General features: G+C 65.6%; 14 protein-coding genes. 5 read left to right on the top strand and 9 right to left on the bottom strand.

The window, feature by feature from the left end; translation table 11 throughout:
• Positions 1-48: 48 nt before the first annotated feature.
• Positions 49-693, bottom strand: a complete 645-nt coding sequence (gene crp / locus AAG092_RS09275) for a cAMP-activated global transcriptional regulator CRP (protein ID WP_021702474.1) — start codon at positions 691-693, stop codon at positions 49-51.
• Between the two features lie 235 nt (positions 694-928).
• Between crp and AAG092_RS09270 the strand changes: the two genes are divergently transcribed.
• A complete protein-coding gene (locus tag AAG092_RS09270) occupies positions 929-1,351 on the top strand; it encodes an OsmC family protein (protein ID WP_373389448.1) in 423 nt (140 codons plus the stop codon).
• A gap of 211 nt (positions 1,352-1,562) precedes the next feature.
• Positions 1,563-2,357: an adenosylmethionine decarboxylase gene (gene speD, locus AAG092_RS09265; RefSeq protein ID WP_373389447.1), complete on the top strand. Its 795-nt coding sequence runs from the start codon at positions 1,563-1,565 to the stop codon at positions 2,355-2,357.
• Positions 2,358-2,411: 54 nt separating this feature from the next.
• Here the strand turns inward: speD and coq7 are convergent, their stop codons facing one another.
• Positions 2,412-3,059: a 2-polyprenyl-3-methyl-6-methoxy-1,4-benzoquinone monooxygenase gene (gene coq7, locus AAG092_RS09260; RefSeq protein WP_373389446.1), complete on the bottom strand. Its 648-nt coding sequence runs from the start codon at positions 3,057-3,059 to the stop codon at positions 2,412-2,414.
• Between the two features lie 80 nt (positions 3,060-3,139).
• Positions 3,140-3,478 (bottom strand): histidine triad nucleotide-binding protein, encoded by a 339-nt coding sequence (locus tag AAG092_RS09255; RefSeq protein WP_373389445.1) that lies wholly within the window; start codon positions 3,476-3,478, stop codon positions 3,140-3,142.
• A 324-nt stretch (positions 3,479-3,802) separates the two neighbouring features.
• On the opposite strand from AAG092_RS09255, the gene AAG092_RS09250 reads away from it, so the two are divergent.
• A complete protein-coding gene (locus AAG092_RS09250; RefSeq protein WP_373389444.1) occupies positions 3,803-5,284 on the top strand; it encodes an AAA family ATPase in 1,482 nt (493 codons plus the stop codon).
• On the opposite strand, the gene AAG092_RS09245 is transcribed toward AAG092_RS09250, so the two are convergent.
• The 4 genes from AAG092_RS09245 to hemJ form a co-directional block, all read right to left on the bottom strand.
• Positions 5,281-6,087, bottom strand: a complete 807-nt coding sequence (locus AAG092_RS09245) for an SDR family NAD(P)-dependent oxidoreductase (RefSeq protein WP_373389443.1) — start codon at positions 6,085-6,087, stop codon at positions 5,281-5,283. The genes AAG092_RS09250 and AAG092_RS09245 overlap by 4 nt on opposite strands.
• Positions 6,088-6,179: 92 nt before the next feature.
• Positions 6,180-7,079: an RDD family protein gene (locus AAG092_RS09240; protein ID WP_373389442.1), complete on the bottom strand. Its 900-nt coding sequence runs from the start codon at positions 7,077-7,079 to the stop codon at positions 6,180-6,182.
• An 87-nt stretch (positions 7,080-7,166) separates the two neighbouring features.
• Complete coding sequence (locus AAG092_RS09235; protein ID WP_373389441.1) at positions 7,167-8,129, bottom strand: NAD(P)H-dependent flavin oxidoreductase; 963 nt, start codon at positions 8,127-8,129, stop codon at positions 7,167-7,169.
• 18 nt (positions 8,130-8,147) lie between these two features.
• On the bottom strand, positions 8,148-8,573 hold the full coding sequence (hemJ, locus tag AAG092_RS09230; protein ID WP_373389439.1) for a protoporphyrinogen oxidase HemJ: 426 nt from the start codon (positions 8,571-8,573) through the stop codon (positions 8,148-8,150).
• Positions 8,574-8,709: 136 nt separating this feature from the next.
• Here hemJ and argC point away from each other — a divergent pair, with 136 nt between their 5' ends.
• Together argC and erpA are read left to right on the top strand one after the other, a co-directional pair.
• A complete protein-coding gene (gene argC / locus AAG092_RS09225) occupies positions 8,710-9,744 on the top strand; it encodes an N-acetyl-gamma-glutamyl-phosphate reductase (protein WP_373389438.1) in 1,035 nt (344 codons plus the stop codon).
• A gap of 169 nt (positions 9,745-9,913) precedes the next feature.
• The gene (gene erpA / locus AAG092_RS09220) at positions 9,914-10,264 is read left to right on the top strand and encodes an iron-sulfur cluster insertion protein ErpA (RefSeq protein WP_021702463.1); all 351 of its coding nucleotides are present in this window, start codon (positions 9,914-9,916) and stop codon (positions 10,262-10,264) included.
• A gap of 61 nt (positions 10,265-10,325) precedes the next feature.
• Here the strand turns inward: erpA and AAG092_RS09215 are convergent, their stop codons facing one another.
• Positions 10,326-11,417: an anhydro-N-acetylmuramic acid kinase gene (locus AAG092_RS09215; protein WP_373389437.1), complete on the bottom strand. Its 1,092-nt coding sequence runs from the start codon at positions 11,415-11,417 to the stop codon at positions 10,326-10,328.
• A 1-nt stretch (position 11,418) separates the two neighbouring features.
• Positions 11,419-12,843 (bottom strand): peptidoglycan DD-metalloendopeptidase family protein, encoded by a 1,425-nt coding sequence (locus AAG092_RS09210; RefSeq protein ID WP_373389436.1) that lies wholly within the window; start codon positions 12,841-12,843, stop codon positions 11,419-11,421.
• Positions 12,844-12,916 lie beyond the last annotated feature (73 nt).

The following is a 12,916-nucleotide window of genomic DNA, read 5'->3' as shown; positions in this document are numbered from 1 at the left end:
ACACGAAAAAGCCCGCCGATTGGCGGGCTTTTTTCTAGCCGGTATCCGTCAACGGGTGCCGAAGACCACCATGGTCTTGCCTTTGACGTGCACCAGGCCCTGTTCCTCCAGGGACTTGAGCACGCGGCCGACCATCTCGCGGGAGCAGCCGACGATGCGGCCGATTTCCTGGCGGGTGATCTTGATCTGCATGCCGTCCGGGTGGGTCATGGCGTCCGGCTGCTTGCACAGGTCGAGCAGGGTGCGGGCCACGCGGCCGGTGACATCGAGGAAGGCCAGGTCGCCGACCTTGCGCGTGGTGTTGCGCAGGCGGTCGGCCATCTGGCTGCCCAGAGCGTAGAGAATCTCCGGGTCCTGCTGGGTCAGCTCGCGGAACTTGGCGTAGCTCAGCTCCGCCACCTCGCACTCGGTCTTGGCGCGCACCCAGGCGCTGCGCTCCTTCTCGGTGCCTTCCTTCTCGAACAGGCCCATTTCGCCGAAGAAGTCGCCGGCGTTGAGGTAGGCGATGATCATTTCGCGGCCGTCGTCGTCCTCGATGAGGATGGTGACCGAGCCCTTGATGATGAAGAACAGGGTCTCGCAACGGTCCCCTGCATAGATGATGGTGCTCTTGGCGGTGTAGCGGCGGCGGTGACAGTGCGCGAGCAGCTTGTCGATGTTCTTGATCTTAGGTGTAAGGGTAATAGCGACCATGCCCGAGTCCCGAAAAGTGAGTAAGCCTTTGTCCAGCAGGCGAATTTCTTATTAGTTATCCGAACAAGTGTGCCAGTTATCCGCCGCCAGCTTAACAGACACTCGGGGTGCGGCAACGCGAATTTGCGACGCAGTCAACACTGACCGTGGCCCATTGCCGCGAAATGGCGTGTCAGGGCCGTGCTGGGGCGCTGTGTTAAGCTAGCGACCTTTTTCGGGCAGTGGAGTCCTGGCGATGAAAGCACGCATTCAATGGGCCGGCGAGGCCATGTTCCTCGGTGAATCCGGCAGCGGCCACGTGGTGGTGATGGACGGCCCGCCCGAGGCCGGTGGTCGCAACCTCGGCGTGCGCCCGATGGAAATGGTGCTGATCGGTCTGGGCGGCTGCAGCAACTTCGACGTGGTTAGCATCCTGAAGAAGGCGCGCCAGCCGGTGGAGAGCTGCGAAGCCTTCCTCGAGGCCGAGCGCGCCGACGAAGATCCCAAGGTGTTCACCAAGATCCACCTGCACTTCGTGGTCAAGGGCCGTGGCCTCAAGGAGGTGCAGGTCAAGCGCGCCGTCGAGCTGTCGGCGGAGAAGTACTGCTCGGCCTCGATCATGCTCGGCCGGGCCGGTGTCGAGATCACCCACGACTACGAGATCGTCGAACTGGGCTGACCCGCGTTCGTCATCTCGGGCGCGCATGCTCTGGCGGAGCCGGTCCCGGCTCTGCATAATGCGCGCCTTTTCGCGGGCACCCGCCCGCAACCCCAAACCACAATCGCCATCGCGAAGAGGTGTTAACCGTCCTACGCAGCTGAGTCGTTCCCAGCTGACGGGCATGCTCGATCACGCGGCAGGGCCGCATCCACATAGAGAGTTCCAAACGGTGAAAAGCAAACTCAAGCTCCACGGGTTCAACAACCTGACGAAGACCTTGAGCTTCAACATCTATGACATCTGCTACGCGGAAACCCCGGAAGACCAGCAGGCCTACGTGCAGTACATCGACGAAGAGTACGATGCCGAGCGCCTGACGCAGATCCTCACCGATGTTGTCGACATCATCGGCGCCAATATCCTGAACATCGCCCGTCAGGACTACGACCCGCAAGGCGCCAGCGTGACCATCCTGATCTCCGAGCAGCCGGTGGAGCCCACCGCCAGCCAGATCGAGGAATCCCCGGGGCCGCTGCCGGAGACCATCCTGGCGCACCTGGACAAGAGTCACATCACCGTGCACACCTACCCGGAGATCCATCCGGTCGAGGGCATCGCGACTTTCCGCGTGGACATCGACGTGTCGACCTGTGGCGTGATCTCGCCGCTGAAGGCGCTCAACTACCTGATCCACCAGTTCGACTCGGACATCGTCACCGTCGACTACCGCGTGCGTGGCTTCACCCGCGACGTGGAAGGCAAGAAGCACTTCATCGACCACGAGATCAACTCGATCCAGAACTATCTCTCCGACGACACCCTCGACGCTTATCAGATGATGGACGTCAACGTGTACCAGGAGAACCTGTTCCACACCAAGATGCTGCTCAAGCAGTTCTACCTGGACAACTACCTGTTCGGCGACGCCACCCGCAACCTCACCGCCGAGCAGCGCAAGCAGGTGGAAGAGCGGGTGCGTCACGAGATGCTGGAGATCTTCTACGCGCGCAACATGCCGCGCTGAGTTTCCCGCCAGAAAAAAGCCCGCCGATTGGCGGGCTTTTTCATGGTTGCCGGCTCAGATCCGGTAGGTGCTCTTGGTCATCACCTTGGACAGCAGACTCATGCCCAGCTTGACCGGTGCCGGGAAGCGCAGGCCGCCGGCCTCCAGGGCGCTGGTGGCATGCTGCTGCTCGTCCTCGCGCATCTGCTCGAGGATGGCGCGGGTCTTGGCGTCGTCCGCCGGGATCTGCTCCAGGTGCTCGTCCAGGTGCTTGACCACCTGATCCTCGGTGGCGGCGACGAAGCCCAGGCTGACCCGGTCGCTGATCAGCCCGGCGACCGCGCCGACGCCGAAGGAAAGGCCGTAGAACAGCGGGTTGAGCAGGCTCGGCTGGCTGCCCAGCTCGCGGATGCGCTGCTCGCACCAGGCCAGGTGATCGATCTCCTCGTCGGCGGCATGCTCCATGGCCTGGCGCACTTCCGGCAGCCGGGCGGTCAGCGCCTGGCCCTGGTACAGCGCCTGGGCGCAGACTTCACCGGTGTGGTTGATGCGCATCAGCCCGGCGACGTGGCGGGCCTCGTCGTCGCTCAGCTCCGACTCGTTCTGCAGGATGGCCGGCGAGGGGCGCGCCGGGGCGCCGCTGAACGGCAGCAGGGTGCGCATGGCGGCATCGGCCTGGATCAGCAGGCGGTCGACGGGGGAAAACTGGCGTTCGTTGCTCATGGCCACCTCCACGGAAAGCATGCCGGCAGTTTACCCGAAGCCCGGCGGACAAATCCGCCCGGCGACAAGAGGCCGCACCGTCAGCCCGGCGGCCAGTGCAGCTGGCGCTGGCCGAGCACGTGCATATGGATGTGATGCACGGTCTGCCCGCCCAGCTCGTTGCAGTTCATCACCAGGCGGAAGCCTTCTGCACATCCCTCCTGCATGGCCAGGCGCTGGGCGGTGTAGAGAATGTGCCCGGCCAGTGCCCGGTCATCTTCGGTGAGCTGGTCGGGGCGGGCGATGTGGCGCTTGGGGATCACCAGGAAATGCACTGGCGCCTGCGGGCCGATGTCGTGGAAGGCCAGCACCTGGTCATCCTCGTAGAGCTTGCGGGCCGGTATCGCGCCGGCGACTATGCGACAGAACAGGCAGTCCATGCGCTTTCCTCCGAAGGCGGTGGGTATGCTGCGAGTTTAGGGTCTGTTGCCGTTTCGCCGCGACCGCGACGGAGCCAGTTTTTGTGCGGAGCTAGGCGCGAGACGCGAAGTTTGGCCATCCAAATGAGCCGTCGAGTAACGATGATCCGCACAAAAACTGGCCCGGCCCTCCGGGTTGCGCGGAAAATCGCGCCATGCGTCGTTGCGGAACTTGGCAAGGGATCACCATTCCCTGCGTCCCGCGCCTAGCCTGGCGCGATTTTTCGCGGCAACGCGGCTTGCGCCGAAACGGCAACAGACCCTAATGCTGCACAAGGAGAGGCTGTGAAGAACGACGTACACGATCTGGGGCTGGTGCTGGAGTCCCGCGTCAAGCTGGTGGTGATCGAGTCCTGGGACGAGCCGCGGGTGCTGGAGACCCTCACCTCGCTGGCGATCAAGCGCGGCCTCGGCATCTACACCTGGGCGGTGACCGAGGGCCTGCAGCGCCTGGGCTTCGGCGGCGAGCCGGTGGGCGAGCTGGACAGCCGCGAGCCGGAGCAGGCGCTGCGCCTGATCAAGGCCGACCCGACGCCCAATCTCTACGTGATGTGCGACCTGCACCCGTTCCTGGTCGACAACCCCAAGCTGGTGCGCCTGCTCAAGGAAATCGCCATGAGCGAGGTGGCGCACAAGCCGACCCTGGTGCTGGTGTCGCATGCCCTCAAGCTGCCGGTCGAGGTGCAGCGCTACGCCGCGCGCTTCAGCCTGGCGCTGCCGACCGAGGAGGAGCTGCTGACCATCGTCCGCGACGAGGCCACGCGCTGGAGCGAGCGCAACCGCGGTGCGCGGGTGCGCACCGACAACCGCACCCTGCAGCAGGTGGTGAAGAACCTGCGCGGCATGAGCCACGCCGAGGCGCGGGCGCTGGCGCGCAACCTGATCTGCGACGACGGCGCCATCACCCAGGAAGACCTGCCGGAACTGAACAAGGCCAAGTTCCAGCTGCTCGACCTGGAGGGCGTGCTGAGCTTCGAGCATGACACCGCGCGCTTCGCCGAGGTCGGCGGCCTGGTCAACCTGAAGCGCTGGCTGGGCGAGCGCCAGGAGATCTTCGCCAGCGGCAAGGGCACCGACATGCCGCGCGGCGTGCTGCTGGTCGGCGTGCAGGGCGGTGGCAAGAGCCTGGCGGCCAAGGCGGTGGCCGGTCTCTGGGGCCTGCCGCTGCTGCGCCTGGACTTCGCCAGCCTGTACAACAAGTTCTTCGGCGAGACCGAGCGCAACCTGCGCGAGGCGCTGAAGATGGCCGAGCAGATGGCGCCCTGCGTGCTGTGGATGGACGAGATTGAGAAGGGCCTGGCCACCGGCAGCAACGACGACGGCGTCAGCCAGCGTGTGCTCGGTACCCTGCTGACCTGGATGGCCGAGCGCAAGGCGCCGGTGTTCATGGTCGCCACCGCCAACGCCATCGACCGCCTGCCGCCGGAACTGGTGCGCAAGGGCCGCTTCGACGAGCTGTTCTTCGTCGACCTGCCGGATGCCGAGGTGCGCGCGGAGATCTTCGCCATCCACCTGCGCCGTCGCGAGCTGGACCCGGCCCAGTTCGATCTGGCGGCGCTGGCGGCGGCCTGCGAGGGCTTCTCCGGCGCGGAGATCGAGCAGGTGGTGGTCAGCGCCCTGTATTCCGCCCAGGCCCGCCAGCAGGCGGTGGACCAGGCATTGCTGCTGAGCAACATCCAGGGCACGGCGCCGCTGTCGGTGGTGATGGCCGAGCGCCTCACGGCGCTGCGCGCCTGGGCCGCCGGGCGCACGGTGGACGCCGGCTAGGTCTCCTCGGCGCCCGCGCGTGGCAGCAGCGGGCGCACCATGTGCATGGCGATGCGCCGTACCAGTGCGCGCGGGGTCAGGCGCAGCAGCTGCGGCAGCAGGCGGTGGCGCCAGCCGGGGATGATGATGGCGCGGTTGCGCTGCAGGCCCTGCACGGTGATCTGCGCGATCCGCTCCGGGCTCTCCAGCAGCTGGCGGCGCTGCAGGCCCTCGCTGCGCAGGCGGGCACGGCGGAAGAAGGCGGTGGCTACCGGCCCCGGGCAGAGCACCGAGACCTTCACGCCGAAGGGCGCCAGCTCGCTGCGCAGCGCCTCGGAGAGGTGCAGCACATAGGCCTTGCTGGCGAAGTAGTTGCTCATCAGCGGCCCCGGCTGGAAGGCGGCCAGCGAGGCGACGTTGAGAATCTGCCCACCGCCGCGGCGCTTCATGTCCGCACCCAGGGCGTGGCACAGGCGGGCCAGCGCCAGCATGTTGAGCTCGATCAGGTCCTGTTCGTGGCCCCAGTCCTGCTCGACGAACAGCCCGGCGCTGCCGATCCCGGCGTTGTTCACCAGCAGGTCGATGTGGCGCTCGCCCTGTTCCAGCTCCTGGATCAGGCCGGTGAGCTGCAGCGGCTCGGTCAGGTCGCAGACGCGCAGCAGCGCCTCGATGCCGAAGCGCTGGCTCAGCTCGCAGGCGATGCTCTCCAGCGCATCGCGCTGGCGCGCCACCAGGATCAGGTTGTGCCCGCGCCGGGCCAGCGCTTCGGCCAGGGCCAGGCCGAGGCCGCTGGAGGCGCCGGTGATCAGGGTGTAGGCGCTCACGTCTTACTCCCCTGCTGAGGGTTTATTGAAAGCGCCGTATCTATTTAGCCTGCTGGGCGCAAGTTTTGTTTCATGTGGCCAGCACATCCTGCTTAGTCCTTAAGCACCAAAGTTCCGGCAATCATGTCATGCAGTGCCTGCTTCTTCTCAGTGAATGCAGCCATGATGTAGCCAATACACAAGATGATTGCAGAAAGTATTTTTGCCCAATAGCGGGCATTAGCCCTGCCGAAACCAATTCTATTGCCATTCAAGTCAGTAGCCCGCAATCCAAGCATCTTCTTCCCTGGGGTGGCTTGCCATCTAGAGGATTCAAAGATGGTGAAATACAGCCAACTTACAATCCAGCCGAACACATTTCCCATGCTTTCACTTATCGACTCGATCTGCTGTGCGGGGCTTCCAGCCATTGATGCGCCAAATGCGAAGGCAAGAGGGAGTACCAGAATGATCGCGGCAATAGTGCTCAATATCGTATCTATCAACAGGGCTAGCGCTCTATACCAAAAGCCTGCATAGATTTGTGCCGACATTGTTGGGTGGAGCGATGACTCAGGAGTGCGGTATGGCGATTGTGTTGGGCTGTCGAGCGTTGTCTGTGCCTGACGTGCTTGGTACTTCTCGATGATGATGCCGCAGGCCGCGCACTCGGGCGCCTTGGCCTGCTCGTGGCCGCACTTGGGGCAGCTCATTCTGGCGTCGGCGGCAGCCTCTGCCGGGCGGTGATCATCGGTGTCCACCAGGCTGAGACCAGCGCCGATGTCGCGTTCCTTGCGCACCAGGGCGCCGGCCTGCTGCAGGGCGGCCAGGTACTTGTCGGCTTCGGCCTCGGCCAGGTCGCGCTTGAGCGCCACCGGCGAGCCGCTGAACAGTGCATCGATCTTGCTCTGGTCGCTCTTGAACAGGCGGGCCAGGTTGTTCTTCACCGTATCCAGCGCCATTTCCGGCATCAGCTGGCCGTCGAAGACGATCTTGTAGCGGGCTTCGGTCATGCGTGCATCCCTGTCTGCTGTATTGAAGTGCCAGAGCCTAGGGGCTTTGCCGTGGGTGAACAAGCGAACGCCTGCGCAAAATGCCGCTCAGCGCGGCCAGCGCTGGGCCAGCTGCAGACCGCGGCTCTGGGCGGCGCGGTATTCGGCATCCAGGCGGGCCACCAGTTCGGCCACCGAAGGCAGGTCGTCGATGCCGCCGACGCCCTGGCCGGCCGACCACACGGTCTTCCAGGCCTTGGCCTCGTCGCTGATCGGTTTGAGCTTCTCGCCGTAGTTGACGTCACCCTTGTCCTGCAGGCGCCCCAGGTCGTAGCCGGCCTTTTCCAGGCTCTGCCGCATGAAGCTGGCCGGCACGCCGGACACCGCCGGGGTGTGGATGATGTCGGCGGCGCGGGCGCCGAGGATCATCTGCTTGTAGTCGGCGTCGGCTGCGCTCTCGCGGGTGGCGATGAAGCGCGTGCCCATGTAGGCCAGGTCGGCGCCGAGCAGCTGGGCGGCGAGGATTTCGTGGCCGTGGTTGAGGCAGCCGGACAACAACAGGGTCTTGTCGAAGAACTGGCGGATCTCGGCGATCAGGGCGAACGGGCTCCAGGTGCCGGCATGCCCACCGGCACCGGCGGCCACCGCGATCAAACCATCCACGCCGGCCTCGGCGGCCTTCTCCGCATGGCGGCGGGTAGTCACGTCGTGGAACACCAGGCCGCCATAGCCGTGTACCGCATCCACCACTTCCTTGACCGCGCCCAGGCTGGTGATCACCACCGGCACCCGGTGTTCGACGCAGATGGCCAGGTCGGCCTGCAGGCGCGGGTTGCTGCCGTGCACGATGAGGTTGACCGCATAGGGCGCCGAGTCTGCCGCAAGGCCGGCCTCGATCTCCTCCAGCCAGGCTTTGAAGCCGCTGCTCTCGCGCTGGTTCAGCGCCGGGAAGCTGCCGAGCACGCCGCTGTGGCAGCAGGCCAGCACCAGCTGCGGGTTGGACACCAGGAACATCGGCGCGGCGACCACCGGCAGGCGCAGGCGTTGGTCGAGCAGGGCGGGCAGGGACATGGGGCTTTCCTCTTGTTATCAGAAGGGTTTGACCACCACCAGGATCACGATGCCCAGCAGGAACAGCACCGGCACTTCGTTGAACCAGCGGTAGAACAGATGGCCGCGGACGTTCTCGCCGCGTGCGAAGCGCCGGAGCTGGGCGCCGCAGACATGGTGGTAGCCGACCAGCAGAACCACCAGCAGCAGCTTGGCATGCAGCCAGCCCATCTGCAGCCAGGCCGGGTTGAGGTAGAGCAGCCAGGCGCCAAGGACCAGGGTGGCAACCATCGAGGGGTTCATGATGCCGCGGTACAGCTTGCGCTCCATGATGCAGAAGCGCTCGCGACTGGGCTGGTCCTCGGCCATGGCGTGGTAGACGAACAGGCGCGGCAGGTAGAACAGGCCGGCGAACCAGCAGACGATGGCGATGATGTGTAGGGCCTTGACCCAGAGATAGAGCATGGACGTCATCCGGCGGCAGATTTGCCGTCGATAGTAGAGAAAGCCATGCCCGTGCGTCACCCATGAGGTTGGCCGTCGCGGCCCGTGGCCTTATCATCGGCAGCCTTTCTCAACGGTCGCGTAGCGGGGGTGTGCAATGGTCAAGGTCGGAATCGTCGGCGGCACGGGTTACACCGGGGTGGAGCTGCTGCGCCTGCTGGCCCAGCACCCGCAGGCCGAAGTGGCGGTGATCACCTCGCGCTCCGAGGCCGGGGTCAAGGTCGCCGACATGTACCCCAACCTGCGCGGCCACTACGACAACCTGGCCTTCAGCGTGCCGGACGTGGCCACCCTGGGCGCCTGCGACGTGGTGTTCTTCGCCACCCCGCACGGTGTTGCCCATGCCCTAGCCGGCGAGCTGCTGGCGGCCGGCACCCGGGTCATCGACCTGTCCGCCGACTTCCGCCTGCAGGACGCCGAGGAGTGGGCCAAGTGGTACGGCCAGCCGCATGGCGCGCCACAGCTGCTCCCCGAGGCCGTCTACGGCTTGCCGGAAGTCAACCGCGAGGCGATCAAGGGCGCGCGCCTGATCGCCGTGCCGGGTTGCTACCCGACGGCCACCCAGCTTGGCCTGATTCCGCTGCTGGAGGCCGGCCTGGCCGACCCGAGCCGCCTGATCGCCAACTGCGCCTCCGGCGTCAGCGGTGCCGGGCGTGGCGCCAAGGTTGGGTCGCTGCTGTGCGAGGCCAGCGAGAGCATGATGGCCTATTCGGTCAAGGGCCACCGCCACCTGCCGGAGATCAGCCAGGGTCTGCGCCGCGCCGCCAAGGGCCCGGTCGGCCTGACCTTCGTGCCGCACCTGGCGCCGATGATCCGCGGTATCCATGCCACCTTGTACGCCACCGTCGCCGATCGCGGCGTCGACCTGCAGGCGCTGTTCGAGCAGCGCTACGCGGGCGAGCCCTTCGTCGACGTGATGCCCGCCGGCAGCCATCCGGAGACCCGCAGCGTGCGTGGTGCCAACGTCTGCCGCATCGCCGTGCACCGTCCGCAGGGCGGCGAGTTGGTGGTGGTGCTGTCGGTCATCGACAACCTGGTCAAGGGTGCGTCCGGCCAGGCCGTGCAGAATATGAACATCCTCTTCGGCCTGGACGAGCGCCTGGGCCTGGCCCACGCCGCGCTGCTGCCCTGATCGCGGTGGCGCCTGCGGTGGCTTGAATTCGCCGCAGGTACTCCTATCTAAAGCGGTAGGGGCTAGTGCCTCTGTCGTCGCGCAATAATTGACCGATTTGCTCGGGTAAGCGGATAATCGCCGCCCGTGTGGTACGTAACATGGCGCCTGGCGCCGGGAGAGCAGCAAGATGAGCGTCGAGACCTTCACTCCAACCCCCCTGATCTTCACCCAGGGTGCGGCGAACAAGGTGAAGAGCCTGGTCGATGAGGAAGGCAATCCGCGCCTGAAACTACGGGTGTTCGTCACCGGTGGTGGCTGCTCGGGCTTCCAGTACGGCTTCACCTTCGACGAGGACGTGGCCGACGACGACACCATAGTCGAGCGCGAGGGTGTCAGCCTGGTGGTCGACCCGATGAGTTTCCAGTACCTGGCCGGGGCCGAGGTGGACTACCAGGAAGGCCTGGAAGGTTCGCGCTTCGTGATCAACAACCCCAACGCCACCACCACCTGCGGTTGCGGTTCGTCCTTCTCGATCTGAGCCCGCTGTCCTGCAAGAAGCCGCGCATCTGCGCGGCTTTTTCGTTTCCGTATGGCGCGCTTCAGGCCGGATAGATGGCGCCCAGCACCCGTGGGCCACGGGCGCCGCTGACGCTGGGGCGATTGGCCGGGATGCGTTCCAGGCAGCAATGCGCCAGCCAGGCGAAGGCCATGGCCTCGACCCAGTCCGGCGGCACGCCGCGCACGGCGGTGCTGGCCACCTGGCAGTTCGGCAGTAGTTCCTTCAGGCGCTGCATCAGCGCGCCGTTGTGCGCGCCGCCGCCGCACACCAGCAGCTCGCTGGTGCCGTTCTGGGCCTGCCGCAGCGACTCGACGATGCTGCGTGCGGTCAGCTCCAGCAGGGTGCGCTGCACAACGGCCGGTTCCAGGCCGGGAAGCGCGGCGAGATGGGCTTCCAGCCAGGGCAGGTTGAACAGTTCGCGGCCGGTGCTCTTCGGGCCCCGGCCGGCGAAGTAGGGATCGCCTAGCAGCCGTTCCAGCAGTGCCTGGTTCGGCGTGCCGCTGGCGGCCCAGGCGCCATCGCGGTCGAACGACTCGCCGCGCACCTTGCCAATCCAGGCGTCCAGCAGCACGTTACCCGGGCCGCAGTCGAAGCCGCGTACCGGCTGGCCGGGGTCGATCAGGCTGAGGTTACTGAAGCCACCGACATTGAGCACCGCGCAAGGCGCGCCGCGGTTGTCGAACAGCGCCTCGTGGAAAGCCGGGACCAGCGGTGCGCCCTGGCCACCGGCGGCGACATCGCGGCGGCGGAAGTCGGCGACCACCTCGATGCCGGTCAGCTCGGCCAGCAGCGCCGGATTGCCGATCTGCACGGTGAAGCCGCGGGCTGGCTCGTGGCGCACGGTCTGGCCGTGGCTGCCGATGGCGCGGATATCGCCCGGGCTCAGCTGCTCGCGTCGCAGCAGCTCATGGATGCCGGCGGCCGCCAGTTCGACCCAGCGCTGCTCGGCGATGGCGGCGCGCGCCAGCTCGTCCGGGCCGGGTGCGCACAGGGCTAGTAGCTCGGCGCGCAGGGCGTCGGGCATGGGCAGGTAGTGATGGGCGAGCAGGGTGGGGCGGGTGTCTTGCTGGATCAGGGCGATGTCCAGCCCGTCGAGGCTGGTACCGGACATCACCCCCAGGTAGCGCGGCATCTCAGGGCTGCTTGTTGGCGGCCAGCAGGGTGGCCCTTTCCTGGTCCATGCGCGCCATCAGCGGCTTGCTCAGCTGCAGGAAGCGCTGCTTCTCGTTGCGCGCGATGGGGTCGGCCATCGGCAGCTTCTGGCTGAGCGGGTCGACGTGGCGGCCATTGACCTGGAACTCGTAGTGCAGGTGCGGCCCGGTGGACAGGCCGGTAGTACCGATGTAGCCGATGATCTGCCCCTGCTTGACGTTGGCGCCGGTACGCACGCCTTTGGCGAAGCCCTGCATGTGCGCATAGAGGGTGCGGTAGCTGTTGCCGTGCTGGATGACCACGGTGTTGCCGTAGCCACCCTTGCGTCCGGCCAGCTGTACGCGGCCATCACCGGCGGCCTTGATCGGCGTGCCGCGTGGCGCGGCGTAGTCGACGCCCTTGTGCGCGCGGATCTTGTTCAGGATCGGGTGGCGTCGGCCCATGGAGAATTTCGAGCTGATGCGGGCGAAGTCCACCGGGGTGCGGATGAACGCCTTGCGCATGCTCATGCCGTCGGCGTTGTAGTAGCTGGAGACGCCCTGCTTGTTGGTGTAGCGCACGGCGGTGTAGGTCTTGCCGCGGTTGGTGAAGCGAGCGGAAAGGATGTTGCCACTGCCGACCTGCTTGTTGCCCACCACCTTCTCTTCATAGATCAGTTCGAATTCGTCGCCCTCGCGGATGTCCATGGCGAAGTCGATGTCGTAACCGAAGATATTGGCCAGATCCATGGTCAGGCTGTGCGACAGGCCGGCGCGTTTGGCCGAGAGGAACAGCGAGCTGTTGATCACGCCGTGGGCGTAGGTGGTGCGCACATCCGGCTTGACCAGTTCGCGCTTGAAGGAGAAGCCCTTGTCGCTACGCGCGAGGGAGATGCTCTCGAGGTCGTTCAGCTTGCTGCTCAGGCGCTCCAGGCGGCCATCGCTGGTCAGCTTGAAGTCCAGAACCTGGCCGACGTGCAGGCGGCCGAAGCGCTTGGCTTCCTTGCTGCTGCCAAGGGCTTCATGCAGGGCGTTGGCATCCAGGCCGACTCGTGCGAACACGGTCGACAGGGTGTCGCCATTGGCGACGGTAACGCTTTTCTGCAGTGGGTCTTGGGGCTGAGAAAACTGGCTGTCTTCGTTCTTTTTGTTCGCGTCTTGTCCGGCGCTGTTCTGAGTGCTGGCGAGGCGGCTGAAGGGCGCATCGCCTCTATCCCCGGCTGCGGAACCTGGTCGGAGGTCGTCCTTTTCCTGCACCAGCTGTTCGGCGCCGTTGTCCAGTTCCAGGCTCAGGTAGGTCTTCTTCGCCTCGACTTCGCGGGATGGGAACACCAGCAAGGCCAGGCTAAGCAGCGCCGCTACACCGCTGGCGGCCAGCAGGTGGCTCCTCGGGTAGGGCGGCGGGGCTTTGGGTACGGAATGCGTCATGGCTCAGGGTGTTTCTTGGAAGAATGCATTAACTGATTAAAATATAATCAAAATTCTCTATAGGCAACCCTGA

The organism is Pseudomonas alcaligenes (assembly GCF_041729615.1).
Taxonomy (GTDB): domain Bacteria; phylum Pseudomonadota; class Gammaproteobacteria; order Pseudomonadales; family Pseudomonadaceae; genus Aquipseudomonas; species Aquipseudomonas alcaligenes_B.
This window is presented reverse-complemented; position numbering and strand designations above follow the sequence as displayed.

Bases quoted from the DNA above. Each gene is read 5' to 3' on its own strand.
- crp (WP_021702474.1), bottom strand. From the start codon at position 693: ATGGTCGCTATTACCCTTACACCTAAGATCAAGAACATCGACAAGCTG.
- AAG092_RS09270 (WP_373389448.1), top strand. From the start codon at position 929: ATGAAAGCACGCATTCAATGGGCCGGCGAGGCCATGTTCCTCGGTGAA.
- coq7 (WP_373389446.1), bottom strand. From the start codon at position 3,059: ATGAGCAACGAACGCCAGTTTTCCCCCGTCGACCGCCTGCTGATCCAG.
- AAG092_RS09255 (WP_373389445.1), bottom strand. From the start codon at position 3,478: ATGGACTGCCTGTTCTGTCGCATAGTCGCCGGCGCGATACCGGCCCGC.
- AAG092_RS09240 (WP_373389442.1), bottom strand. From the start codon at position 7,079: ATGACCGAAGCCCGCTACAAGATCGTCTTCGACGGCCAGCTGATGCCG.
- AAG092_RS09235 (WP_373389441.1), bottom strand. From the start codon at position 8,129: ATGTCCCTGCCCGCCCTGCTCGACCAACGCCTGCGCCTGCCGGTGGTC.
- hemJ (WP_373389439.1), bottom strand. From the start codon at position 8,573: ATGCTCTATCTCTGGGTCAAGGCCCTACACATCATCGCCATCGTCTGC.
- argC (WP_373389438.1), top strand. From the start codon at position 8,710: ATGGTCAAGGTCGGAATCGTCGGCGGCACGGGTTACACCGGGGTGGAG.
- erpA (WP_021702463.1), top strand. From the start codon at position 9,914: ATGAGCGTCGAGACCTTCACTCCAACCCCCCTGATCTTCACCCAGGGT.
- AAG092_RS09215 (WP_373389437.1), bottom strand. From the start codon at position 11,417: ATGCCGCGCTACCTGGGGGTGATGTCCGGTACCAGCCTCGACGGGCTG.
- AAG092_RS09210 (WP_373389436.1), bottom strand. From the start codon at position 12,843: ATGACGCATTCCGTACCCAAAGCCCCGCCGCCCTACCCGAGGAGCCAC.